The organism is Serratia sp. P2ACOL2, from assembly GCF_003691565.1.
Lineage (GTDB): Bacteria > Pseudomonadota > Gammaproteobacteria > Enterobacterales > Enterobacteriaceae > Serratia > Serratia liquefaciens.
The window spans coordinates 3,061,894-3,086,674 of record NZ_CP033162.1 but is presented as its reverse complement, the minus strand read 5'-3'; the positions used below and the strand labels follow the sequence as shown (position 1 = coordinate 3,086,674).

General features: G+C 53.6%; 25 protein-coding genes. 16 read left to right on the top strand and 9 right to left on the bottom strand.

All coding sequences use genetic code 11. The features are described from left to right. The first annotated feature begins 29 nt into the window (after positions 1 to 29). From znuA to lpxM, 3 genes are all read left to right on the top strand, one after another. The gene (znuA, locus tag EBA31_RS15075) at positions 30 to 995 is read left to right on the top strand and encodes a zinc ABC transporter substrate-binding protein ZnuA (protein WP_122079616.1); all 966 of its coding nucleotides are present in this window, start codon (positions 30 to 32) and stop codon (positions 993 to 995) included. A 21-nt stretch (positions 996 to 1,016) separates the two neighbouring features. Beyond that, complete coding sequence (gene mepM / locus EBA31_RS15070) at positions 1,017 to 2,339, top strand: murein DD-endopeptidase MepM (RefSeq protein ID WP_122079615.1); 1,323 nt, start codon at positions 1,017 to 1,019, stop codon at positions 2,337 to 2,339. Between the two features lie 149 nt (positions 2,340 to 2,488). Continuing rightward, a complete protein-coding gene (gene lpxM / locus EBA31_RS15065; protein ID WP_020827256.1) occupies positions 2,489 to 3,457 on the top strand; it encodes a lauroyl-Kdo(2)-lipid IV(A) myristoyltransferase in 969 nt (322 codons plus the stop codon). 68 nt (positions 3,458 to 3,525) lie between these two features. On the opposite strand, the gene EBA31_RS15060 is transcribed toward lpxM, so the two are convergent. From EBA31_RS15060 to EBA31_RS15050, 3 genes are all read right to left on the bottom strand, one after another. Further along, complete coding sequence (locus EBA31_RS15060) at positions 3,526 to 4,410, bottom strand: leucine-rich repeat domain-containing protein (RefSeq protein ID WP_122079614.1); 885 nt, start codon at positions 4,408 to 4,410, stop codon at positions 3,526 to 3,528. A 107-nt stretch (positions 4,411 to 4,517) separates the two neighbouring features. Then, the gene (pyk, locus tag EBA31_RS15055; RefSeq protein WP_020827254.1) at positions 4,518 to 5,960 is read right to left on the bottom strand and encodes a pyruvate kinase; all 1,443 of its coding nucleotides are present in this window, start codon (positions 5,958 to 5,960) and stop codon (positions 4,518 to 4,520) included. Between the two features lie 188 nt (positions 5,961 to 6,148). After that, a complete protein-coding gene (locus tag EBA31_RS15050) occupies positions 6,149 to 7,021 on the bottom strand; it encodes a MurR/RpiR family transcriptional regulator (RefSeq protein WP_020827253.1) in 873 nt (290 codons plus the stop codon). Positions 7,022 to 7,438: 417 nt separating this feature from the next. On the opposite strand from EBA31_RS15050, the gene zwf reads away from it, so the two are divergent. The 4 genes from zwf to mdtI all read left to right on the top strand — a co-directional run bounded on the left by zwf (position 7,439) and on the right by mdtI (position 10,960). Beyond that, positions 7,439 to 8,914, top strand: coding sequence for a glucose-6-phosphate dehydrogenase (gene zwf, locus EBA31_RS15045; protein WP_020827252.1), 1,476 nt, complete (start codon positions 7,439 to 7,441; stop codon positions 8,912 to 8,914). Positions 8,915 to 9,068: 154 nt separating this feature from the next. Further along, positions 9,069 to 9,710, top strand: a complete 642-nt coding sequence (locus tag EBA31_RS15040) for a bifunctional 4-hydroxy-2-oxoglutarate aldolase/2-dehydro-3-deoxy-phosphogluconate aldolase (RefSeq protein ID WP_122079613.1) — start codon at positions 9,069 to 9,071, stop codon at positions 9,708 to 9,710. Positions 9,711 to 10,275: 565 nt separating this feature from the next. Beyond that, on the top strand, positions 10,276 to 10,644 hold the full coding sequence (gene mdtJ, locus EBA31_RS15035) for a multidrug/spermidine efflux SMR transporter subunit MdtJ (protein WP_046373350.1): 369 nt from the start codon (positions 10,276 to 10,278) through the stop codon (positions 10,642 to 10,644). Continuing rightward, positions 10,631 to 10,960 (top strand): multidrug/spermidine efflux SMR transporter subunit MdtI, encoded by a 330-nt coding sequence (mdtI, locus tag EBA31_RS15030; protein ID WP_020827249.1) that lies wholly within the window; start codon positions 10,631 to 10,633, stop codon positions 10,958 to 10,960. The genes mdtJ and mdtI overlap by 14 nt, the downstream gene beginning before the upstream one ends. A 50-nt stretch (positions 10,961 to 11,010) precedes the next feature. On the opposite strand, the gene EBA31_RS15025 is transcribed toward mdtI, so the two are convergent. Beyond that, a complete protein-coding gene (locus tag EBA31_RS15025; protein ID WP_122079612.1) occupies positions 11,011 to 11,355 on the bottom strand; it encodes a RidA family protein in 345 nt (114 codons plus the stop codon). 133 nt (positions 11,356 to 11,488) lie between these two features. Here EBA31_RS15025 and EBA31_RS15020 point away from each other — a divergent pair, with 133 nt between their 5' ends. From EBA31_RS15020 to rnd, 5 genes are all read left to right on the top strand, one after another. Next, positions 11,489 to 13,393, top strand: a complete 1,905-nt coding sequence (locus tag EBA31_RS15020; RefSeq protein WP_046373351.1) for an ATP-dependent DNA helicase — start codon at positions 11,489 to 11,491, stop codon at positions 13,391 to 13,393. Positions 13,394 to 13,473: 80 nt separating this feature from the next. After that, positions 13,474 to 14,175, top strand: a complete 702-nt coding sequence (gene tsaB / locus EBA31_RS15015; RefSeq protein ID WP_122080638.1) for a tRNA (adenosine(37)-N6)-threonylcarbamoyltransferase complex dimerization subunit type 1 TsaB — start codon at positions 13,474 to 13,476, stop codon at positions 14,173 to 14,175. A 101-nt stretch (positions 14,176 to 14,276) separates the two neighbouring features. Then, positions 14,277 to 14,867 (top strand): Slp family lipoprotein, encoded by a 591-nt coding sequence (locus EBA31_RS15010; RefSeq protein ID WP_041415437.1) that lies wholly within the window; start codon positions 14,277 to 14,279, stop codon positions 14,865 to 14,867. Positions 14,868 to 15,075: 208 nt separating this feature from the next. Next, a complete protein-coding gene (fadD, locus tag EBA31_RS15005) occupies positions 15,076 to 16,764 on the top strand; it encodes a long-chain-fatty-acid--CoA ligase FadD (protein WP_046373352.1) in 1,689 nt (562 codons plus the stop codon). Positions 16,765 to 16,853: 89 nt separating this feature from the next. Beyond that, entirely contained in the window at positions 16,854 to 17,975 is a 1,122-nt protein-coding gene (rnd, locus tag EBA31_RS15000; protein WP_122080637.1) for a ribonuclease D, read from the top strand. Between the two features lie 233 nt (positions 17,976 to 18,208). Here the strand turns inward: rnd and minE are convergent, their stop codons facing one another. From minE to minC, 3 genes are read right to left on the bottom strand one after another with little or no spacing between them, the layout of a single operon-like run. After that, a complete protein-coding gene (gene minE / locus EBA31_RS14995) occupies positions 18,209 to 18,478 on the bottom strand; it encodes a cell division topological specificity factor MinE (RefSeq protein WP_012145482.1) in 270 nt (89 codons plus the stop codon). Between the two features lie 3 nt (positions 18,479 to 18,481). Then, positions 18,482 to 19,294: a septum site-determining protein MinD gene (gene minD, locus EBA31_RS14990; RefSeq protein ID WP_020827242.1), complete on the bottom strand. Its 813-nt coding sequence runs from the start codon at positions 19,292 to 19,294 to the stop codon at positions 18,482 to 18,484. Between the two features lie 25 nt (positions 19,295 to 19,319). Further along, a complete protein-coding gene (gene minC / locus EBA31_RS14985) occupies positions 19,320 to 20,021 on the bottom strand; it encodes a septum site-determining protein MinC (RefSeq protein WP_020827241.1) in 702 nt (233 codons plus the stop codon). A 136-nt stretch (positions 20,022 to 20,157) separates the two neighbouring features. On the opposite strand from minC, the gene EBA31_RS14980 reads away from it, so the two are divergent. From EBA31_RS14980 to EBA31_RS14970, 3 genes are all read left to right on the top strand, one after another. Then, on the top strand, positions 20,158 to 20,430 hold the full coding sequence (locus tag EBA31_RS14980) for a YcgL domain-containing protein (RefSeq protein ID WP_020827240.1): 273 nt from the start codon (positions 20,158 to 20,160) through the stop codon (positions 20,428 to 20,430). A gap of 56 nt (positions 20,431 to 20,486) precedes the next feature. Then, complete coding sequence (locus EBA31_RS14975) at positions 20,487 to 21,551, top strand: lytic transglycosylase domain-containing protein (protein ID WP_122079611.1); 1,065 nt, start codon at positions 20,487 to 20,489, stop codon at positions 21,549 to 21,551. Positions 21,552 to 21,634: 83 nt separating this feature from the next. Beyond that, the gene (locus EBA31_RS14970) at positions 21,635 to 22,291 is read left to right on the top strand and encodes a fumarylacetoacetate hydrolase family protein (protein WP_044551811.1); all 657 of its coding nucleotides are present in this window, start codon (positions 21,635 to 21,637) and stop codon (positions 22,289 to 22,291) included. A gap of 69 nt (positions 22,292 to 22,360) precedes the next feature. Here the strand turns inward: EBA31_RS14970 and EBA31_RS14965 are convergent, their stop codons facing one another. After that, positions 22,361 to 22,609: a CsbD family protein gene (locus EBA31_RS14965; protein ID WP_012145476.1), complete on the bottom strand. Its 249-nt coding sequence runs from the start codon at positions 22,607 to 22,609 to the stop codon at positions 22,361 to 22,363. Between the two features lie 409 nt (positions 22,610 to 23,018). Between EBA31_RS14965 and EBA31_RS14960 the strand changes: the two genes are divergently transcribed. Then, on the top strand, positions 23,019 to 23,465 hold the full coding sequence (locus EBA31_RS14960; RefSeq protein WP_020827237.1) for a YcgN family cysteine cluster protein: 447 nt from the start codon (positions 23,019 to 23,021) through the stop codon (positions 23,463 to 23,465). A gap of 26 nt (positions 23,466 to 23,491) precedes the next feature. On the opposite strand, the gene EBA31_RS14955 is transcribed toward EBA31_RS14960, so the two are convergent. After that, positions 23,492 to 24,775, bottom strand: a complete 1,284-nt coding sequence (locus EBA31_RS14955) for a site-specific integrase (protein ID WP_122079610.1) — start codon at positions 24,773 to 24,775, stop codon at positions 23,492 to 23,494. Positions 24,776 to 24,781 lie beyond the last annotated feature (6 nt).

The window sequence follows — 24,781 nt, the reverse complement described above, 5'->3', positions numbered from 1 at the left end:
CGCTGATGAAAACGACGGGATTACTGATAATGGCACATAAAAATAAATGGCTGCAGCGCACGTTGCTGGCTAGCGCACTGATGATGGCCGGACCGCTGAGCAGCGCCTCTGCGGCGGTAGTGACATCCATTCGCCCACTGGGCTTTATCGCCTCCGCCATCGCCGATGGCGTAACGCCGACCGAGGTGCTGCTGCCGGATGGCGCCTCGCCGCACGATTTCGCCTTGCGACCTTCCGATATCCAACGCCTGCGTGCCGCCGATCTGGTGGTGTGGGTAGGCCCGGATATGGAAGCTTTTCTGACAAAATCCCTAACGCCGGTGTCGGCTAATCGTCAATTGGCCATCAGCGAACTGAGCGGAGTAAAACCGCTGTTGATGAAGGGCGAAGACGACGATCATGAGTATGAACACGACCATGATCATGCAACGGATGCGCATAATCATGCCGATCACGATGAGGGCGATGGGCACCATCATGGCGAATATAACATGCACGTTTGGCTGTCTCCGGAAGTGGCAAAAGTGACCGCGATCGCGATTCACGACAGGTTATTGGAACTTATGCCACAGAATAAGGACAAATTAGACGCAAACCTGCGCCAGTTCGAGAATCTACTGACGCAAACTGACAAAAATGTTGGTAACATGCTCAAGCCTGTGCAAGGCAAAGGATATTTTGTTTTTCATGATGCTTACGGCTATTTTGAGAAACATTTCGGTTTGAGCCCGCTGGGCCATTTCACCGTGAATCCCGAAATCCAACCTGGAGCACAGCGCTTACACCAAATTCGAACACAGTTGGTTGAGCAGAAAGCAGTCTGCGTTTTTGCTGAGCCACAATTCAGGCCGGCCGTAATCAATGCCGTTGCCAAAGGGACCAAAGTGCGTTCTGGAACGCTGGACCCGCTGGGCACCGGCATCGCACTGGGGAAAGACAGCTACGGGAACTTCCTGACTCAGCTGTCAAACCAGTACGTGAGCTGCCTGAAGTAAAGATTATGAGGATAAAATCGAGTGCAGCAGATAGTCCGAACTATCGCTCTGGCGTATAACAATCTGCCACGGCCCCACCGCGTCATGCTGGGGTCGCTGACAGTGGTTACATTGGCCGTTGCCGTCTGGCGGCCTTTTGTTTATCACCCAGAACATAACCCCATCGTTAAAAGCATTGAGTTAGAATCCAGCCAGTTACGATCCTTGCTGCCAGAAGCCAGCGAACCGATCGATCTCGACCAAGCCACCCCCGATGATGACATCCCACAGGATGAGCTGGACCAGAAGGTCGCCGGCGAGGATGGCGTGCATGAATATGTTGTTTCTACCGGTGATACGCTGGGCAGCATTCTGACCCAATACGGCATAGATATGTCGGATGTCACGCTGTTGGCATCGCAAAACCGCGATCTGCGTAATCTGAAAATTGGCCAGCAGCTGTCATGGACGGTGAACGATGCCGGCGATCTGCAGCGTTTGACCTGGGAAGTTTCCCGGCGTGAAACCCGCACCTATGACCGCGTAGGTAACAACTTCAAAGAAATCCAGGAGTCGCAGCAGGGCGAATGGCGCAACAATGTGATCAGCGGCCGTCTGAACGGCAGTTTCGTCAGCAGCGCCGGCGATGCCGGTCTGAGCCGTACTGAAATCAATGCGGTGATCAAAGCGCTGCAGTGGCAGTTGGATTTCCGCAAACTGCGCAAAGGGGATCAGTTCTCGGTACTGATGTCCCGCGAACACTTTGACGGCAAGAGCGCACAAAGTCAGCTGCTGGGTGTGCGTATGCGCACCGGCGGTAAAGACTATTACGCCATCCGTGCCGAAGACGGTAAATTCTACGATCGTCAGGGCTCGGGCCTGGCGCGCGGCTTTATGCGTTTCCCAACCATGAAGCAGTTCCGCATCTCTTCAAACTTCAACCCACGCCGGGTGAATCCGGTCACCGGGCGCATTGCGCCGCACAAAGGCGTCGACTTCGCGATGCCGGTCGGTACTCCGGTGCTGGCAGTGGGCGACGGTGAAGTGTTGATCGCCAAACGCAGCGGTGCCGCGGGCAACTACGTGGCCATCCGCCATGGTCGCCAGTACACCACGCGTTATATGCACCTGAAAAAGCTGTTGGTTAAGCCAGGCCAGAAGGTGAAACGGGGTGATCGCATCGCGCTATCCGGCAACACCGGGCGCTCAACCGGCCCGCATCTGCACTTCGAAATGTGGACCAACCAGCAGGCGGTCAACCCGCTGACGGCGAAACTGCCGCGTTCAGAAGGGCTAAGCGGTAAAGATCGCAGCGATTATCTGGCGCAGGTGAAAGAAGTGGTGCCTCAGTTGCAGCTGGATTGATCCCTTTGTCCCGGCGCGTTACCGCGCCAGTGATTCCATCGGCCTGATTACGGGCCGATGTTGTTTTATATTGGTGCTTCGCCGTTGTGAATTGCAAAATCACCCTTTGCAATTATGATTAGCCGAACCGCTATGTTAAGAGCTTGTGCATGCAAAACGAGAAAAAATCGAACCTAGAGTTCATTCCGCAATTTCAGAAAGCCTTTTACCATCCGCGCTACTGGGGCGTTTGGCTGGGAACCGGGTTAATGGCCGGTATTTCACTGGTGCCTGCACGTCTGCGCGATCCGGTGCTCGGCGCCGTAGGTAAACTGGCCGGCAAGGTGGCAAAAGGCGCTCGACGCCGTGCGCGCATCAATCTGTTGTACTGCCTGCCTGAGCTGCCCGAAAATGAGCGTGAACATATCATCGACGAGATGTTCGCCACCGCACCGCAATCGATGATCTTGATGGCGGAGCTGGCCTGTACCCAACCTGAGAAAGTGTTGAAGCGCGTTCGCTGGCATGGTGAAGAAGTGCTGGATAAAATCCGTGAAGAAGGGCGTAACGTGATTTTCCTGGTACCACACGGGTGGGCGGTGGATGTTCCGGCGATGCTGATGGCAGCTCGTGGTCAGCCGATGGCGGCGATGTTCCATAACCAAAGCAACCCACTGGTCGATTATCTGTGGAACACCGTACGTCGCAAGTTCGGCGGTCGCATGCACGCGCGCAATGACGGCATCAAGCCGTTTATCAGTTCTGTGCGTCAGGGGTATTGGGGCTATTATTTGCCGGACCAGGATCACGGAGCAGAACACAGCGAATTCGTGGACTTCTTTGCGACCTATAAAGCTACGCTGCCTGCGGTCGGGCGTCTGATGAAGGTCTGTCGTGCGGCCATTGTGCCGCTGTTCCCGGTGTATGACGGTAAAACCAGCATGCTCGATATCCATATACGTCCGCCGATGGACGACCTGGCGACGGCCGACGATCGCACCATTGCCCGCCGGATGAATGAAGAAGTGGAGAATCTGGTAGGTCCCAACCCGGAACAGTACACCTGGATCCTCAAGCTGCTGAAAACGCGCAAAGAAGGGGAAATCGAACCCTATTCACGCGACGATTTATACCGCTAAGCTCAGTTTTGGCGTCGGGCCAAGGGCCAGTCATCTGTGGGTGACTGGCCCTTGCTGTTTCTGGCGGTTCAAATATGCACCAGGCAACCTTGGGCAATCAGCGGCTCCAGCACGGCAGGCATTTCGGCAAAGTTGTTCCAGCGCAGATCCAACCGCTGTAACTGGGTTAACTCGGCTAGGCTGTCAGGCAGGGCGCTTAGGCGGTTAGCGCGCAGATCCAACGTGGTTAGTGCCTTAAGCTGACCAAAAGACGTCGGTAGCTGTTGCAGACGGTTGGTTCTGAGGTTGAGGTGAGTCAGGTTGGCCAGCCGACCCAAAGTGGTTGGCAGCTGGCTGATAGCGTTATTTTCCACATCCAGCACCCTCAGCGCAGAGAGCTGGGCTATTTGCTCTGGTAGTGCAACCAGACGATTATTCATCAGGTGCAGTTCCCGCAGGGCGGTCAACTGGCCGAACGTCTCAGGCAACAAGGCAATCTGGTTATTGTAAAGCCGCAGTTCCTGCAGCGCGCCGAGTTGCACGATTGCCGTAGGCAATTCGCTCAGTTGGTTATCTGTCGCATTCAAATACCGCAGTTTATGTAACCGCCCCAGTTCGAGGGGCAGATCGCGAAAGGCGTTATCGCTGAGGTATAAATAAGTCAGTTCACGCAGCTCACCGATCCCGGCCGGTATCTGGTTGGCCTGGTTATGGCCGCAATCGAGCATGGCCAGCTGTTTCAACAGGCCTATTTCAGTTGGCAGTTCGCTGAGTTGGTTGCAAGAGATGTTCAATACCTGCAGATCGGCATGCTGCAAAATCTGCCGTGGGAATTGCCGAAGCCGATTGTTATACAGACTGATTTTTAGCAGTGAGCTGCCTTGTAGACAGGTATCGTCCAGATTTTCCAGCCCTTGACCGTCCAGATCCAGACTTTGTGCCGTGCGGTTTTGCTGTGGGTGTTGATGAAGCATCGAAGCCTCTCCGTTTGCCATGGTGGCGACATGCGACGAGTTTAACAGGGGGAAAGGGCGGTGCGGGAAAAAATGCCGACCGCGTTAACGGCCGGCGGCAGGACAGATTACTCGACGCGCAGAATACGGCTGGTGTTGGTGGTGCCAACGGTTTCCATCACGTCACCCTGGGTGACGATCACCAGGTCACCCGAGACCAGGAAGCCTTTATCACGCAGGCGGTTAACCGCGTCATTGGCGGCGATAACACCGTCGTTATGGCTGTCGAAGTACACCGGGGTCACGCCGCGATAGAGTGCGGTCAGGTTCAGCGTGTGTTCATGGCGCGACATGGCGAAGATAGGCAGGCCGGAGCTGATGCGTGACATCATCAGTGCGGTACGGCCGGATTCGGTCATGGCAATCAGCGCGGTAACACCTTTCAGGTGGTTGGCTGCGTACATTGAAGACATGGCGATAGCCTCTTCAATGTTGTCGAACTGTACGTCCAGGCGGTGCTTGGACACATTGATGCTTGGGATCTTCTCCGCGCCCAGGCAAACGCGCGCCATTGCGGCTACGGTTTCGGCCGGGTATTGACCCGCGGCGGTTTCGGCAGACAGCATCACGGCGTCGGTGCCGTCCAGCACGGCGTTCGCCACGTCCATTACCTCGGCGCGGGTCGGCATCGGGTTGGTGATCATCGACTCCATCATCTGGGTCGCGGTGATCACGGCACGGTTCAGGGTGCGAGCACGGCGGATCAGCTTTTTCTGGATGCCGACCAGCTCAGGATCGCCGATTTCGACGCCCAGATCGCCACGGGCAACCATCACTACGTCGGAGGCCAGAATGATGTCATCCATGGCTTCGTCGCTGCAGACGGCTTCGGCACGCTCAACCTTGGAAACGATCTTGGCGTGACAGCCAGCATCGCGCGCCAGACGGCGGGCATAGTTCAGATCTTCGCCGGTGCGCGGGAAGGAAACCGCCAGATAATCGACGCCGATTTTTGCCGCGGTGACGATATCGGCCTTGTCTTTCTCGGTAAGGGCTTCTGCGGACAGGCCGCCACCCAGTTTGTTAATGCCTTTGTTGTTGGACAGCGGGCCGCCAACGGTCACTTCGGTAAAGACTTTCATGCCCTGAACTTCGAGCACTTTCAACTGTACGCGGCCGTCGTCCAGCAGCAGTACGTCGCCCGGCACCACGTCGGCAGGCAGGCCTTTATAGTCGATACCGACCTTTTCTTTATCGCCTTCGCCCTTGGCCATGTTGGCATCGAGCAGGAATTTATCACCGATGTTAAGGAAGATTTTGCCTTCCTTAAAGGTGGATACACGAATTTTCGGCCCTTGCAGGTCACCCAGAATAGCGACGTGACGTCCCAACTTGGCAGCGATTTCGCGCACTTTGTCGGCGCGAGCCTGATGATCTTCTGCCGTGCCGTGGGAAAAGTTTAGCCGAACTACGTTTGCGCCTGCGGCAATGATCTTTTCCAGATTATTGTCGCGGTCAGTAGCCGGACCCAGGGTGGTAACAATTTTGGTTCTTCTGAGCCGTCTGGACATGTATTACTCCGTTGACTGGTGAAGCAAATTATTGGTGTTGCGATAACGTCGGATAACGAAACCTGGAGTGAAATGTAATTTTACTACACTGATGTTTCACCTGGGTTACCCGCATGAGCGTTTTAACAGGGTACTGCCTCTAATGCCGCCGTCCAGATGATCTTGAACGACAGTTTTTTTCACATCGGTTACGAGTCGAAATTGTTGGGGATAACGACACCCTTATCAAAGCGCGATTCTTTCAACGCTTCCTTGACCCGCTTCAAGTTATCTCTGAATTTGGCCCCTCTGCGCAAGGTAAATCCGGTGGCGAGCACGTCTATGAGCGTTAATTGCGCAATTCGTGACACCATCGGCATATAAACGTCGGTATCTTCGGGAACATCAAGCAACAACGCCAGGGTTGCCTCGTGCGCCAGAGGGGTATCGCGTGAGGTGATGGCGATAACCGTGGCGTCGTTTTCACGCGCCAGCTGCGCCATTTCCACCAGGTTTTTGGTACGACCGGTGTGGGAGATTAACACCACTACGTCCCCTTCGCTGGAATTCATGCAGCCCATACGTTGCATGACGATATCGTCGAAGTAGACCACCGGGATATTAAAGCGAAAAAATTTGTTCATCGCGTCGTGAGCGACCGCCGCAGAGGCCCCCAAACCGAAGAAAGAGATTTTTTTTGCCTGGGTAAGTAGATCAACCGCACGATTGATTGCGGCAATATCCAAATTTGCCTTTACTGTATCCAGACTGGCCATCACCGATTCGAATATTTTACCGGTATAGGCATCGACGCTGTCATCTTCCTCCACGTTACGGTTTACGTACGGAGTGCCATTGGCCAGGCTTTGGGCAAGATGCAGTTTGAAATCGGGGAAGCCTTTGGTATCGAGGCGGCGACAAAAACGGTTGACGGTGGGTTCGCTGACGTCTGCCATTCTGGCCAGCGTCGCGATACTGGAGTGGATGGCGGTCTGCGGGGAGGCCAGGATCACCTCAGCGACTTTCCGTTCAGATTTGCTCAGCAGCTCCAGATGACTCTGGATTTTTTCCAGCGTATTCATATAACGAGGGTCACTCATGGTTTATACCCGTCGCATTTCAAGCTACAGCGGGGTGATGGCAGTTGCTATAACTTGAAATCCATAGGGTATGTCGATTTCAATCAAAGGAGAAATCAATGCCGGTTTAATGGAAATATACTACGTGCTGGTAACCGTTGGCAGTGTCGACAGAGGGTATGCAGGCTTTTTTCATCAGAACATGACCTGTGTCTAACTTTCATAATGGTAAAAGAGCATCAAAAAAGACAGAAAATTACAGTTTTTGGCTCGGGCACCTACGTTTAGAGCCGGTAGCGCTTAACACTGCATTTTCTGGGGCTTTTTTTCTACTTTTGATCCGGGTTTACTGGCCGTAGTCAAAGAGAGTACATTAGTAATGTAAGAAAATTACAAATATCCTGCAACGAGGAGATGAACATGGCGGTAACCTCTACAGCCCAGGCGTGTGACCTGGTTATTTTCGGCGCGAAAGGCGATTTGGCGCGTCGTAAGCTGTTGCCTTCCCTGTACCAGTTAGAGAAAGCCGGTCATATCCATCCGGATACCCGCATCATCGGCGTCGGCCGTGCCGAGTGGGATAAAGAAGCCTATATCAAGGTGGTCAAGGAAGCGCTTGGCACCTTTATGAAAGAAAAACTGGATGACGAGCTCTGGGCGACGCTGAGCGCGCGCCTGGATTTCTGCAACCTGGATGTGAACGACAGCAAGAACTTTACCAAATTGGGTAAAATGCTGGACCAGAAACATCGCACCACTATCAACTACTTTGCCATGCCGCCAAGCACCTTTGGCGCGATTTGCAAAGGGTTGGGCGAAGCCAAGTTGAACCACGAGCCGGCGCGCGTGGTAATGGAAAAACCGCTGGGCACCGATCTCGCTTCTTCACGCGTGATCAACGATCAGGTCGCGGAATATTTCAACGAGAGCCAGGTTTATCGTATCGACCATTATCTCGGTAAAGAGACGGTACTGAACCTGCTGGCGCTGCGTTTCGCCAACTCGTTGTTCGCCTCCAACTGGGATAACCGCACCATCGACTCCGTACAGATCACCGTAGCGGAAGAGGTGGGTATTGAAGGGCGCTGGGGCTACTTTGACCAGGCCGGTCAGATGCGCGACATGATCCAGAACCACCTGTTGCAAATCCTGACCATGATTGCCATGTCGCCTCCGGCGGATCTGACGACTGACCGTATTCGCGACGAGAAAGTGAAGGTACTGCGTTCACTGCGCCGCATCGATCAGACCAATGTACGTGAAACCACGGTGCGTGGTCAGTACACTGCTGGCTTCGTGCAGGGCAAAAAGGTGCCGGGTTATCTGGAAGAGGAAGGGGCGAATAAAAGCAGCAATACTGAAACCTTCGTCTCAATCCGCGTTGATATCGACAACTGGCAGTGGGCCGGCGTGCCATTCTACCTGCGTACCGGTAAGCGTCTGCCGACCAAATGTTCTGAAGTGGTCGTCTACTTCAAGAACCCGCCATTGAACCTGTTCAGCGATTCTTACCAGCAGTTGCCGCAGAACAAATTGACCATTCGTCTGCAGCCGGATGAAGGCATCGAAATTCAGGTGTTGAACAAGGTGCCGGGTCTGGATCACAAGCACCGTCTGCAAACCACCAAGCTGGATCTGAGTTTCTCTGAAACCTTCAACCAGGAGCATGTGGCTGACGCCTATGAGCGTCTGTTGCTGGAAACCATGCGTGGCATCCAGGCGCTGTTCGTGCGCCGCGACGAAGTGGAAGAAGCCTGGAAGTGGGTTGACTCCATTATGGACGCGTGGAAAGCGGATAACGAGGCACCTAAGCCGTACCAATCCGGCACCTGGGGCCCGGTCGCTTCAGTGGCGATGATCACCCGTGACGGCCGTTCCTGGAACGAGTTCGAGTAATCACCCTGCCGGCAGCTTATCTGCCGGCATTTTTTTGCCCGCAGTACCGGGGCGCAACATCACTTGGGGTACGGCCGGACGCCTGCGCTTTAATGCGTGGGGCCCTGTGGCAGGGGCGTGCCATTGATAACCCGTAAGTAATGGAGAAGTAACGATGAAAAACTGGAAAACCAGCGCAGAACAGATCCTGACCGCAGGCCCGGTGGTTCCGGTGATAGTGATCAACAAGCTGGAACATGCGGTGCCGCTGGCCAGGGCGCTGGTAGCCGGTGGTGTGCGTGTGCTGGAAGTCACATTGCGCACCGACTGCGCCATGGAGGCAATCCGCGCTGTCGCGGCAGAGGTGCCGGAGGCAATTATCGGTGCCGGTACGGTGATTAACCCGCAGCAGTTGCAGGCAGTGACCGAGGCCGGCGCGCAATTCGCTATCAGCCCCGGCCTGACGGACGCGCTGCTGAAGGCCGCAACCGCAGGCACGATTCCATTGATCCCGGGTATTAGCACTGTTTCAGAGCTGATGCTGGGCATGGATCACGGGCTGCGTGAGTTCAAATTCTTCCCGGCGGAAGCCAACGGTGGCGTGAAGGCGTTGCAGGCGATCGGCGGTCCATTCCCGCAGGTGCGTTTCTGCCCGACCGGGGGCATCACGCCAAACAACTACCGTGATTACCTGGCGCTGAAAAGCGTGTTGTGTATCGGCGGTTCCTGGTTGGTTCCGGCCGATGCGTTGGAAAAGGGCGACTACGCTCGCATCACCGAACTGGCACGTACCGCGGTCAGCGGCGCTGCGGCCTAACCCGCGCCGCGTCTGGGTTTGACGATTATTTGCCCGCACCACGCTAAACGAAGGCTCAACGACGTGTTGAGCCTTTTTTTATTTTTAAATTACTTAACTTTCTTATTTTTAAACTTTTTTTTAATGGTTTTTGTGAAAATGCCGGTTTGCTTTCTTTTTTTTGCTATGGTACAACTATCGCAGTTGAAAATTTTACTTGATGAGGATATTGGGCAAATCGCACTCCGTGTAACAAGATAATGTGCGGCTGAGAATAGAGAATAATTATGATGACAACTAATGGAATTACCCTCAGAACCTCTACTTGCCAGCTTTTCCTGTCTGCCATCCTTGCCAGTGAGCATCACTGGTGCAGCGAGCTATAGCGTCTTTCTCCCTTAACCGGTGCTGGTGACAGGCTCAGTCCTCCGTCATTCCGCGTAGCCGGGCAAACTTCTTTATTACGTTTGGGTCAGTTTATCCCCAGGGATCTCTGCGTCGTCAGCGCCTCGTTGCGCCTGTCTGACGAGATAAATCGGGATAAATATGCCTTAGCGTGCGTTATTCGCCGTTTGGGAGAGAAATTATGATTTATTGGATCTTTTTAGGCTTGGCCATCGTGGCCGAAATTATCGGTACCCTGTCCATGAAATACGCCAGCGTTAGCGGCGGCATGACCGGTCATATTGTGATGTATGTGATGATCACTGCATCATACGTCATGCTGTCATTGGCGATTAAACGCGTTGCCCTTGGCGTTGCTTACGCGCTGTGGGAAGGGATCGGTATCCTGTTTATTACCTTGTTCAGCGTATTGTGGTTCGATGAGCCGATCTCGGCCTTGAAGGTGCTGGGTCTGGTGACGTTGATCGCCGGGATCTTGTTGGTGAAGTCCGGTACCCGCAAACCACGAAAACAGGCCAGCCCGCGAGGTGACAACCATGCAACAGCTTGAGTTGTACCACATTGGGTTCTTGGGACTGGCGATTGTGTTGGAAATTGTCGCCAACATCTTCCTGAAGATGTCAGACGGTTTCCGTAAAATCTGGTTAGGCCTGCTTTCATTGCTGTCGGTGCTGGGGGCGTTCAGTGCTCTGGCACAGGCGGTGAAGGGGATAGACCTGTCGGTGGCTTATGCATTGTGGGGTGGTTTCGGTATTGCCGCGACAATCGCCGCCGGCTGGATCCTGTTCGGTCAGCGCCTGAATGCCAAAGGCTGGATTGGTTTGGTGTTGTTGCTGGCAGGTATGGTGATCATCAAGCTGGCTTAAGCAGCAGATGAAAATAAAACCGCAGGCGTTATCGTCTGCGGTTTTTTCGTTTATACCGCAGCAATAATTTTGATTTCGACCTTGTACTTCGGATTCATCAATTTGGCTTGCACGGTGCAGCGTACCGGCGCGCTACCCGCAACTACCCAGGCATCCCAGGCGGCGTTCATGGCAGCAAAATCGGCATCGTCGGCCAGAAAAATGGTGGCGTCCAGCACCCGGCTCTTGTCGGAACCTACGCGAGCCAGGATCACGTCAATTGCTGCCAGGGCGTTCGCGGTTTGGGCGGTAGCGTCATCATCCAGATTTTCCGGCACGCTGGTGTAATAGACGGTGTCGTTGTGAACGACGGCTTCGGACCAACGTTGGTCAGGGTCAATGCGTTCGATATTCATGCAATTATCTCCATATCATCATCGCGTTAAGGGTAACACAGCCATCGGCAGAAATATGCGACGATAAAGTCGGTGGTAGCCACGCGGCAGGATAGGCATAATTAGCGCTGAATTACATCGGCAGAGAGATAGCGTGGCAGACGATTTCGCAACAGACGGCGCCCTGGCGCAGGCAATCAAGGGTTTCAAACCGCGTGAAGCACAGCGGCAGATGGCGGAAGCGGTCACCGAAGCCATTAATTTCAAGCAGGAACTGGTGGTCGAAGCGGGCACCGGTACCGGCAAAACCTACGCCTATCTGGTGCCGGCACTGCGGGCCGATCGCAAAGTGATTATTTCCACCGGGTCAAAAGCGTTGCAGGATCAGCTTTATGCACGCGATTTGCCCACCGTGGCCAAGGCACTGAAATACAAAGGCAAGATGGCGCTGCTGAAAGGGCGCTCCAATTACCTGTGTCTGGAACGTCTGGAGCAACAGTCGATGGCGGGCGGCGAGTTGGCCGGGCAAACGCTGATCGATCTGGTCCATCTGCGCAAATGGTCGTCCATGACCAAAGAGGGTGACATCAGCAGTTGCAGCGACGTGGCGGAAGACAGCTTCGTTTGGCCGCTGGTGACCAGCACTAACGACAACTGCCTGGGCAGCGATTGCCCTTTGTATAAAGATTGCTTTGTGGTCAAGGCGCGTCGTCGCGCCATGGATGCCGATGTGGTGGTGGTGAACCACCATCTGTTCCTGGCCGATATGGTGGTGAAGGAGGGCGGCTTTGCCGAACTGATCCCTGAGGCCGATGTGATGATCTTCGATGAAGCGCATCAGATCCCCGATATCGCCAGCCAGTATTTCGGTAAGCAACTGACCAGTCGTCAACTGCTGGACCTGGCCAAAGACATTTCCATTGCCTATCGCACCGAAGTGCGCGATGCCGCACAGCTGCAAAAAAGCGCCGACCGCCTCAGCCAAAGCACGCAGGATTTTCGTTTGATGTTGGGAGAACCAGGGTTTCGCGGCAACCTGCGTGAGGTGCTGAGCCAGCCCAATGTACAACGCGCCTTGCTGCTGCTCGATGATGCGCTGGAGCTGTGTTATGACGTGGTCAAACTTTCCCTTGGCCGTTCGGCCTTGTTGGACGCGGCTTTTGAACGCGCTACGTTATATCGTGCCCGTCTCAAACGTTTGAAAGAGGTCAATGAACCGGGGTTCAGCTATTGGTATGAGTGCAACTCGCGTCACTTTGTACTGGCGTTGACGCCGCTGACGGTGGCCGATCGTTTCCGTGAGTTGCTGGATGAAAAACCGGGCAGCTGGATTTTCACCTCGGCAACGCTGTCGGTTAACGAGCAGATGGGCCACTTTACCGAGCGTCTGGGGTTGAATAAGGCCAAAACGCTGCTGCTGGCCAGCCCATTCGATTACGCCAAACAGGCCTTGCTGTGCGTACCGCGCTTTTTACCCTCACCAAACCAGCCTGGCGGCGCGCGGCAATTGGCACGCATGCTACGGCCGCTGATTGAAGCCAATAACGGCCGCTGCTTCTTCCTTTGTACTTCGCACCAGATGATGCGGGAATTGGCGGAAGAGTTCCGTGCCACCATGACGTTGCCGGTGTTGTTGCAGGGGGAAACCAGCAAGGGGCAGTTACTGGCTCAGTTTGTCGAGGCCGGCAATGCCCTGTTGGTGGCGACCAGCAGCTTCTGGGAGGGGGTAGATGTACGCGGCGATGCATTGTCGTGCGTGATTATCGACAAACTGCCGTTTACCTCACCCGATGATCCGTTGTTGAAAGCCCGGATTGAAGACTGCCGATTACGTGGCGGCGACCCATTCAACGATGTGCAACTTCCGGACGCGGTCATTACCCTGAAACAGGGGGTTGGACGCCTGATCCGCGATACCGACGATCGCGGCGTGCTGGTGATTTGCGACAATCGGTTGGTGATGCGCCCCTATGGTGAAGTTTTCCTCAATAGCCTGCCGCCGACGCCGCGTACCCGCGATATCGCCCAGGCGATTGCCTTCCTGCAGGCAGATCGCTAGCGGATAGGCGTGACCCCAGGGCTGTGCTACAATGCGCGCCCTGTATGAAAAACCCTGTTTTTTTCCCGCCTGAGGTTGGCATGTCCACGCGAATTTTAGCGATCGATACAGCGACGGAAGCCTGTTCCGTTGCTATCTGGAATCAAGGCGAAATCCACGCCCTGTTTGAGCTGTGCCCACGTGAGCATACGCAACGTATTTTACCTATGGTGCAGCAGGTGCTGGCGGAATCCGGGGTCACCCTTGGTCAGCTCGATGCGCTGGCTTTTGGCCGCGGGCCGGGCAGCTTTACCGGCGTGCGTATCGGCATTGGTATTGCTCAGGGCTTGGCGCTGGGCGCCGACTTGCCCTTGCTGGGCGTTTCCACGCTGCAAACCATGGCGCAGGGCGCCTGGCGACTCACCGGGGCTGAGCGTGTGCTGTCGGCGATAGATGCGCGTATGGGCGAAGTCTACTGGGGTCAGTTTGAACGTCAGCAAGACGGTAACTGGCTTGAAAGTGAAGGTGAAGCGGTACTTACCCCGGCGCAGGCGCTGGTGCGTGCGCAAGGTCTGCAAGGCCACTGGGCGCATGTCGGCACCGGCTGGCAAACCTATCCGGATTTGGTTGCCGGTTCCACGTTAACCCTGAGCGATGGGCAAATGTTGTTACCGCAGGCGGAAGATATGCTGCCGTTGGCGCTGCATGCCTGGCAACAGGGTTTGGCGGTGGCGGTAGAAAATGCCGAGCCGACCTATTTGCGTAATGAAGTCACCTGGAAAAAATTGCCGGGGCGCGAATAGCCGCAACCTATTGTGCTTTGGCGGCAATAGGGATAGGAATGATCTGCAACTTGCTCCGTGAATTGATGTCAAAGTTACAGCCATTTCAGGAGATTGCGACGATGTTAACCCGCACTGTTTGTAAAAAAATGTCGCTGCTGGCTATTGCCGGCAGCGTGCTGGCGCTGTCAGGTTGCGTAACCGTGCCTGATGCGATTAAAGGCAGCACGGCAACGCCGGTGCAGCAGTTGTCTTCGGTACAGAATGCGCCGAACCTGTTTGTCGGCGCTGAAGCTCGCTTTGGCGGTACCGTTGTGAACGTTGCCAATGAGCAGGGGCGCACGTTACTGGAAATTGCGGCCGTGCCGCTCGATTCCGGCGCCCGGCCGATATTGGGTGAGCCGTCACGGGGTCGTCTGATAGCCTCGGTTAATGGCTTCCTGGAACCGGTTGATTTTAAGGGCCAGTTAGTGACGGTAGTTGGGCCAATCACCGGCGTGAAAGACGGCAAGATCGGCATGACACCGTACAAGTTTGTTACCATGAATGCCACTGGCTACAAACGCTGGCATCTGTCTCAGCAGGTGATGATGCCACCGGCGCCGATGGGCCCCTGGGGCTGGCGTAGCGGTACCTGGGGCCCCGGTTGGGGCGTGGGGTATGGCTGGTACAACCCTGGCCCAGTGCAGGTGCAAACCATCGTTACCGAGTAATGCTTGCTTGTTGTTAAATTTTAATAGGGCGGCTCCGGCCGCCTTATTCTTTTGGCGTAGGGAATGACCGCCAATTAGTGACGTACATCGCAACCTGAATATTGTTTAAAACTCAAACTGGTCTGCTGAGTTAAAATATTGTTATGGTTTGGCTGCATATTTGGGGGCTGCGATGATGATAATGAATAATAATTTCAGGAGTAATACCTTGGATAAGGTCTGGTTAAAACGTTACCCGGCGGATGTTCCGGCAGAGATCGACGCCGATCGTTATTCATCTTTGGTCGAAATGTTTGAAAATGCGGTTCAGCGCTACGCAGATCAACCGGCTTTCATTAACATGGGTGAGGTGATGACCTACCGCAAGCTGGAAGAACGTAGTCGGGCTTTCGCGGCTTACCTGCAAAATGAGCTGGGGCTGCAGAAAGGCGACCGCGTTGCTCTGATGATGCCGAACCTGTTGCAGTATCCCATCGCGCTGTTTGGTATCTTACGTGCGGGTATGGTGGTGGTGAACGTTAACCCGCTGTATACGCCACGTGAATTGGAACATCAACTGAACGACAGTGGCGCAAGTGCCATCGTGATCGTCTCCAACTTTGCTCACACGCTGGAAAAAGTGGTGTTCAACACCCAGGTCAAGCATGTGATCCTGACGCGTATGGGCGATCAGCTCTCCGCCGCCAAAGGCACGCTGGTTAACTTCGTCGTCAAATACATCAAGCGGCTGGTGCCGAAATATCATCTACCGGCGGCGGTTTCTTTTCGCAGTGCGCTCCAGCGCGGGCGTCGCCAACAGTATGTTAAACCCGATATTATCAACACCGATCTGGCGTTCCTGCAGTATACCGGTGGGACTACCGGCGTGGCAAAAGGCGCGATGCTGACGCACCGTAATATGCAGGCTAACCTGGAGCAGGCCAAAGCTGCCTATTTGCCGCTGTTTCGTGAAGGGCAGGAGTTGGTGGTAACGGCGCTGCCGCTGTATCACATTTTCGCGCTGACGGTGAACTGCCTGCTGTTTATCGATTTGGGTGGGCGCAATTTGCTGATCACCAACCCACGCGACATTCCAGGGCTGGTGAAAGAGCTGGGCAAATATCCGTTCACCGCCATGAGTGGGGTGAACACCCTGTTCAATGCGCTATTGAACAACGAGGACTTCCACAAGCTGGATTTCTCCACCCTGCGTTTTTCCGTCGGCGGCGGCATGTCAGTACAGAAATCGGTGGCGGACAAGTGGGAGAAAACCACCGGTAAGCACTTGCTGGAAGGATACGGCCTGACGGAGTGCGCGCCGCTGGTCTCCGGTAACCCTTACGATCTGAAACACTACAGCGGCAGTATCGGTTTGCCTGTACCCTCGACGGATATTCGACTGGTGGACGATAACGGTCAGGACGTGCCGGTTGGTGAGCCGGGTGAACTGTGGGTCAAAGGACCGCAAGTTATGTTAGGCTACTGGCAGCGGCCGGATGCCACCGATGAAGTATTGAAAGATGGCTGGCTCGCGACCGGTGATATCGTTACAGTGGACGATATGGGCTTTGTCCGCGTCGTCGACCGGAAGAAGGACATGATCCTGGTTTCCGGGTTTAACGTATACCCGAACGAGATTGAAGACGTGGTCAGTCAGCATCCGAAAGTATTGGAATGCGCGGCGATTGGCGTGCCGAATGAGGTAACCGGTGAGACGGTTAAAATTTGCGTGGTGAAGAAAGACGCTTCGCTGACCAAAGAAGAACTGTTGACCCATTGTCGTCGGCAGCTTACCGGGTATAAAGTGCCTAAAATTGTTGAGTTCCGTGACGAGTTGCCGAAGTCTAACGTCGGTAAAATTTTGCGGCGAGAACTGCGTGATGAGCAGAAAAAACCTGCAGCGGCCGATGCCGCCTAGGTTATCATCCACGCCTTACAGATCAACAACGCCGGTGAATGCCGGCGTTGTTGTGTTTGAATCATGAAAGCGACCAAGAGAATGACGTTTTGAACTATCAGTTGATCACTACCGATGCCGGATTGCAGCAGGTCTGCGAGCAGGCGAAAAAGCATGCCCAGATAGCGCTGGACACCGAATTTGTCAGAACGCGCACCTATTATCCGCAGTTAGGCCTGATTCAGTTATACGACGGTGAACAACTCTCCCTGATTGACCCCCTGCCAATCAAGCAATGGCAGCCGTTTATCGAGCTGCTGAGTAATACTCAGATTGTGAAGTTCCTGCACGCCGGCAGTGAGGATCTGGAAGTGTTCCTCAACGCGTTCAAAACGCTGCCGACTCCGATGGTGGACACCCAAATTCTGGCGGCCTTCACCGGTCGACCGCTGTCTTGCGGTTTTGCGACCCTGGTGGCGGAGTATATGCAGGTGGAGTTGGATAAAAGCGAAGCCCGCACCGACTGGCTGGCGCGTCCGCTGACGGAAAAACAGTGCGTCTATGCGGCGGCTGACGTGTTCTATCTGCTGCCGATGGCCAAACGCCTGGTTCAGGAGACGGAAGAGGCCGGTTGGACGGCTGCCGCTAATAATGAATGCCTGTTGCTATGCCAACGCCGTAGCGAGACGCTGGCGCCAGAATTGGCCTACCGTGAAATCACCAATGCCTGGCAACTGCGTCCGCGTCAGTTGGGCTGCTTGCAGAAGCTGGCTGAATGGCGCCTGCGTCAGGCGCGTGAGCGCGATCTGGCGGTAAACTTCGTGGTACGTGAGGAAAACCTTTGGCAGGTGGCGCGACATATGCCGACATCGCTGGGGGAATTGGACTCTCTGGGCCTGAGCGGTCCGGAAATTCGTTATCACGGTAAAACGCTGTTGGCGCTGGTGGCAGAGGCTAATGAGCTGGATGAGGCTGCACTGCCAGCACCTCTGTCGAACCTGATCGATCAGCCGGGCTACAAGAAAGTGTTCAAGGATATCAAGGCGGCGATCGTCATTGTCAGTGAGCAAAGCGGGTTGAGCAGTGAATTACTGTCATCGCGCCGACAGATTAACCAACTGCTGAATTGGCATTGGAAATTGAAGGGTGCTGACAGCCTGCCAGAATTAATCAGCGGTTGGCGCGGTGATTTATTGGCGGCGCCACTGCAGGCTATTTTGAAGGATTATTAATCGAGTGGTAAAACTTGGGGCAGGGTAAGGAAACGCTGCTCCGATTATTTATTAGAAATAACCATAACAACACTTACCGACAGCATTTACTTTAAACAACAGTGACGCAAGATTAATTGAGATTAATCCCAAAGGCTAAAAACGATTATTAGGCGTTTTTTATCTCAATAACTGGTTATGCATACAGTTACCCCCTGCAAGAAAATATACAGGGGGTAATTAGTGCGTCACACTCATTTAGTTACTTCTTCCGATTCCGGTAATGTCACGTTGAGTTCGAGTACCGAAATATCATCCCCTTTCTGCTCAAACTGCACATGCAGCATTTCAGGGTCGATTTGAATATATTTGCAAATTACCGCCAGAATGTCGCGTTTCAAATCAGGCAGATACGGGGGCTCACTGTCCCCGCGACGACGCTCTGCGACGATAATCTGCAGCCGTTCCTTGGCTATATTGGCTGTCTGCTTTTTGCGGGACAGAAAGAAGTCTAGTAATGCCATGGTTTATCCCCCAAAAAGGCGTTTCAGGAAACCCTTCTTCTCTTCTTCAATGAAGCGGAAGGGGCGTTCTTCCCCTAACAGGCGGCTAACGGTATCGTCATAGGCTTTGCCGGCATCCGACTCGGCGTCGAGGATCACCGGTTCACCCTGGTTGGATGCACGCAGCACGGATTGGTCTTCCGGGATAACGCCGACCAATGGAATGCGCAGAATTTCGAGCACGTCTTCCATGCTCAGCATGTCGCCACGGCTGACGCGACCTGGGTTGTAGCGGGTCAGCAGCAGGTGTTCCTTGATTGGCGATTCGCCTCTCTCGGCACGGCGAGATTTGGAAGACAAAATGCCCAGAATACGGTCAGAGTCACGTACCGAGGAGACTTCCGGGTTGGTGGTGATGATGGCTTCATCAGCAAAATACAGCGCCATCAGTGCGCCGGTTTCGATGCCCGCCGGAGAGTCACAAACCACAAAATCAAAATCCATTTCGCCCAGGTCGTTGAGGATCTTCTCAACGCCTTCGCGGGTTAACGCGTCTTTGTCACGCGTTTGCGAAGCTGGCAGGATAAACAGATTTTCGGTGCGCTTGTCTTTGATCAACGCCTGATTCAGTGTGGCATCACCCTGAATCACGTTAACGAAATCGTAAACAACCCGGCGTTCGCAGCCCATGATCAGGTCAAGATTACGCAGGCCGATATCGAAATCGATCACTACGGTTTTCTTTCCTTTTTGGGCTAAACCGGTAGCGATGGCCGCGCTTGAAGTGGTCTTGCCAACGCCCCCTTTACCCGATGTAACAACAATAATGCGTGCCATGAAATGGATTCCTTGTCAAAAGGGCTTAATTTAAAGGTTGTATGGTTAAAGCGTTATCCAACAGGCTGAGTCGTACTGCCTGCCCGACATAGTCGGACGGGATTTGGTCGCTCAACCAGTACTGCCCTGCGATAGAGACTAGCTCAGCACCCAGGTGCGTGCAAAAAATCTGGCACTGTGTATCACCTGATGCGCCAGCCAGCGCACGACCGCGCATCATGCCGTAGACGTGAATGTTGCCATCGGCAATTAATTCAGCGCCGGCGCTAACGCTGCTGGTCACTATCAGATCGCTGTTGCGGGCATAAATTTGTTGGCCGGAACGGACAGGGGTACTGATGATGCGCGTCTTGGCGGGGGCGTTGGGATCCACCACCGGGGCTGGCGCAGGCGCCGGTTCCGGTGTGGCCATCTTTTGGCCTTTGCCTTCGTTCAGCAACGGCAGCCCGGCACGGGTTATTGCGCGTTTCTGCCGCTCATCTCTGCAACCGCTGATACCCACAACGCGCAGACCTGCTGCCGTGACAGCCTGTTGAAGTTCTTTCCAGTTTGCGTCGCCGTTCAGCGTTGCAACGTTGATAACAACAGGGGCGTTTTTCAAAAAAGCGGGCGCTTGCTCTACTTTTTCCAGTAACGCCTGACGTATTACCTCGGGTTCCGAATTATGCAAATGAACAACCGATAGGGTAAAACTGCTGCCTTTTAGCTCAATTGGCGATTGTGACATCTATCCTGACTCAGTCTCAGCAACTTTAAATCCCCGGAATACCAATCGGGGTGCGATATTCCGAAGTACTATAAGCATGTTATAGTCAGAGTTATATCCAGGCAAGACGCTGCCCCAATTAAATAGAGTTAAAAACATGCTTTGTGTGATCTATAGAAGTTCTAAACGCGATCAAACATATCTTTATGTCGAAAAAAAAGACGATTTCTCCCGTGTGCCGGAAGATCTGATGAAAAGTTTCGGTACGCCGCAATTGGCAATGGTGCTTTCCCTTGAAGGGCGGGAAAAGTTAGCCTCGGCGGATATTGAGAAAGTGAAAGAAGCCCTGAAAGAAGAAGGGTTTTATCTTCAGGTCCCCCCGCCGTTGGAAAATTTATTAAACCAGCATTTGTCTGGCGACAAAAAATAACCTGCGAAGATGTAGGAGAGGCTGGAAGCGCTCAAAACTGATAAAGGAGCCGCGTGATGAGATTGTCGGCAATAACCCTGCTATCGACTCTGTTGACGTTAGGATGCACAGTCAGTCAGCAGGCGATGGCGCAAGGGGCCACATCGGCGTCGGAAGCTTCGTCGGGCACAGCTACTCCTGCGGCTCAGAGCCGACTCTCTGAAACGGGTCGCGATCCTGCGCAGTTCCCGGCCTACGTTGAACAGTTAAAACGCCAGGCGCTGGCGCAGGGGATCAGCCCGGCGATTGTCGACAGTGCTTTCACCGACTTACATTTTGTCGATCGGGTGATCAAGGCTGACCGTAATCAGCCGGAAAAGAAAATCACGCTGGACGACTACCTCAAACGCGTATTGCCATCCGCCAAGATCGCACAAGGCCGTGCGCTGTATCAGCAGTATCATCCTAAGCTTTCGCGGCTCACCGCGCACTACGGCGTGCCGGGACGTTATGTCGTGGCACTGTGGGGCATGGAAAGCGCCTTCGGCAAAATCCAGGGGCGTGAAGATGTGATATCTGCGCTCGCCACCTTGGCTTTTGAAGGGCGACGCGAGGCGTTCTTCAGTCAACAGCTGATGGCGGCGCTGCAAATCCTCGAGCAGGGTCATGTCAGCCGCGAGCAGTTGAAAGGCTCCTGGGCCGGTGCCATGGGGCAATGCCAATTTATGCCGACGTCGTTCCTTAACTATGCTGCGGACGGCGACGGTGATGGCCGCATTGATATCTGGAACAACGTTGACGATGTCTTTGCCTCTACGGCCCGCTATCTGTCGAGCGAAGGCTGGCAGCGTGGTGTGGGTTGGGGCAGAGAGGTCAGGTTGCCTGCCGGGTTCAGCACCGAGGCTGTGGGGCTAAAGGATAGCCAGGCGCACAGCGTCAATGAATGGCAAAAACGCGGGGTGCGGCGTCCGGATGGTTCAGCGCTGCCGCATTCCAGCCTGCGCAGTTGGCTGATCACACCGGATGACATGCAGGGCCGTGCATTCCTGGTTTATGATAATTTCCGCACGATTATGCACTGGAATCGCTCTTACTATTTTGCGATCGGTGTGGGTATGATGGCTGACGGTATCGGGCAATAGAAAAAGGCTGCGGTGCCTCCACCAGCGCGTGGAATAACGGGCTTAGCATGCTAAGCCCCTACATGATTGTAGGGAGAGGCGGTATGTATCAACATAGAGACTGGCAGGGTTCATTACTTGATTTTCCGGTAAATAAAGTGGTTTGCGTCGGCAGTAATTACGCCGATCACATCAAGGAAATGGGCAGTGCAACCTCGGCAGAGCCGGTAGTGTTTATCAAGCCTGAAACGGCGCTGTGCGATATTCGCCAGCCGGTGGCGATCCCCAAAGAGTTTGGTTCGGTACATCATGAAGTGGAGCTGGCTGTGCTGATCGGTACGCCGCTAAAGCAGGCTAATGAAGATCGCGTGGCGCGTGCCATCGCCGGATACGGTGTTGCGCTTGATCTGACGCTGCGGGAACTGCAGGCGGGCTTCAAGAAGGCGGGACAGCCTTGGGAAAAAGCCAAGGGTTTCGACGGTTCTTGCCCGATATCCGGGTTTATACCGGTAGCGGAGTTTGGCGATCCGCAAAATGCGGAGCTGTCCCTGACGGTCAATGACCAGGTGCGCCAACAAGGCAATACTCGCGACATGATCACGCCGATCCTGCCGTTGATCAGCTATATGAGCCGCTTTTTCACGTTGCGCGCAGGCGACATTATCCTTACCGGCACGCCGCAGGGCGTCGGCCCGATGAGCTCTGGCGACATGCTGAAAGTCACCCTCAACGGTAAATCACTGACCACACGCGTGATTTGATACCTGGGTAAAACGCAATAAAAAAGGCCCCGCAGGGCCTTTTTTTTCGGTGACGATAGGTCAAAACGCTTATTTACGGCCCAGCAAGAAACCGAAAACAATCCCGACGGCGGCGGCGATGGCTACGCCGGCCAGTGGGTTAGATTCAACTTGAGTCCGCACCGTATCGGCAGCATCTCGAGCCGCGTAACTGGCCTGAGAGGCATATTTGCGGGCTGCGCCTTTGACTTGATGATCCGGTGAGTCCGTTGCTTTACCAAAAGCCTCTTCAACGGCGCCGGCAGCTTCATTTACTTTGTCTTCTGCTTTCCCAAACATACTTGGTTCCTTATCTTCATTCAAAAGGCGAACATTAAACATAGCAGGGATATGCGCTTCTTGGCGGCAAAATGTGCTTTATGAGATGAATCTTACCCGTGAATAATGATGAACAGGGATATGGATGAGGGGGAAACGAAAGGATGATAGACCTGAGTTTTGTACGTATAATTAGACGATATGCCTGGTGTGTTTTATCCCTTTAAGTATCAAGGGTAACGGCCTAATAATACTGGCCGAAAATGTTGAATATCGTTGTTTTAAATAGCGTTTTTTTTAAGCGAACATATTGTTATCGCTATGATTATATTGTGTTTTCAGCCTTTCCATTTGGCTGGGATATCTATATAGTGCACCCTCAAAACCTGCTTGCAGGTTATCTATTCATTTACCTATACCGGACGCGAACATGTCACAAACCCCTTTTTGGCAACAAAAAACGCTGGCGGAAATGTCAGAACAAGAGTGGGAATCGCTGTGCGACGGTTGTGGGCAATGCTGTCTGAATAAGCTGATCGACGAAGATACCGACGAGATTTATTTCACCAACGTAGCCTGTAACCAGCTGAATATTAAGTCGTGCCAGTGCCGCAACTATGAGCGCCGCTTTGAGCTGGAAGAGGACTGCATCAAACTGACGCGTGAAAACCTTACCACCTTCGATTGGCTACCACCGACCTGCGCATACCGTTTGATTGGTGAAGGCAAGCCGCTGTTTGCGTGGCACCCGCTGGTCAGCGGTTCTAAAGCTGCGATGCACGGTGAGCGTATTACGGTACGACATATTGCGGTGCGGGAAAGTGAAGTGGTGGACTGGCAGGATCACATCTTGAACAAACCGAGCTGGGCGCGCTGAGACTTTGAAAATAAAGAAGTTTTAGGTTAGTAGGAAATCGCTTGGGGCATATGTGGGGCATTCCCACCGAAATTAGCGTTCAAAATGCTCAGCTGATCATGATTGTTGTCACTCATCCATTTACCGTAAACGCTGTATACCATTTGGGCTGACGTATGGCCCATCTGGTTAGCAATGAAGTTGGGGTTTGCACCGGCACTTAACGCCCAGCATGCATAAGTGTGCCTAGACTCATAGGCTTTCCGATGCTTAACCCCAGCGCGCGCTAGCATACTGTTCCACGTTCCGCTAATTGATCCAGGCGCATACCAATCACCACCGCAACCATTCCTCGCTGTCAATCTCGGCACAAATACAAACGTGCACTGATCTATCCTCTTCCTGCCAAACTCACGCAGGTTAACTTCAACCTGTCGAGGCCTTCCTACCCGGGTGTACTCCATTTGGCTTTTCAGGGCCTGAATAGCAACCTCAGTTAAACTAATGGTCCTGTTTCCGCTTTCAGTTTTAGGTGGCGTGAAATGCCCCTTTAACGCCATATTCCTACTTATGGTGATAGACCAGTTGCGCGTATCGATATCCTCCCATGCCAGGGCACAGATTTCTCCGTGGCGCATGCCGGTATGAACGGCAAGCACCCATAGATTTCTGATCTGCTGCGATGGTGCTGCATCTATCACACGCTGATACTCTTCATAACTTAATGGGTTGGGTTCAGACTTACTCTTTCTTAACGGGTCTACACCTTGGAATGGCGACTTGCTGATGTATCCATTTCGCTCGGCAAACTCAAACAATGCTGACAGGCACGTTATGTAGACATTCACCGTGCGAACGGTTCGACCCTTCTTGGCGGACCTGTTCTTTTGATAATTACCAAGCAACTGAAACCCGGTAAGTAGTTCCTTTCTAACAGTCAAAATGTCCTCATGTGATATCGATGACACCATGCGATCAGGAGACAAGATTTCGCAGCATATCTTGATGTAAGAACGGTAGCGCTTGTGAGCATTAAGAGATATCTCCATTCCTTTGAGCTCTAGCCATTTCTCCGCCAAGTCTCCCACCTTGATACCTTCCTGCACAAACCCAAACTTCTTCAAGTTGGGGGACTGGGGGAAGCTTGCTGAATAATTAAAGGTTCCAGTTTTGATTGAGTAACAGATTGACGTACGAAGTTCTGATGCAGCCTTTCTGTTTTTTAGGGTGTCGGGAACGCCAAGATTTTCCCTTACCCTTTGCTTTTGGTAGATGAACCATATGCGCAATGATCCGCCATGGTTCTCCACCCCGGTTGGGTACTTCGTCATGTAACA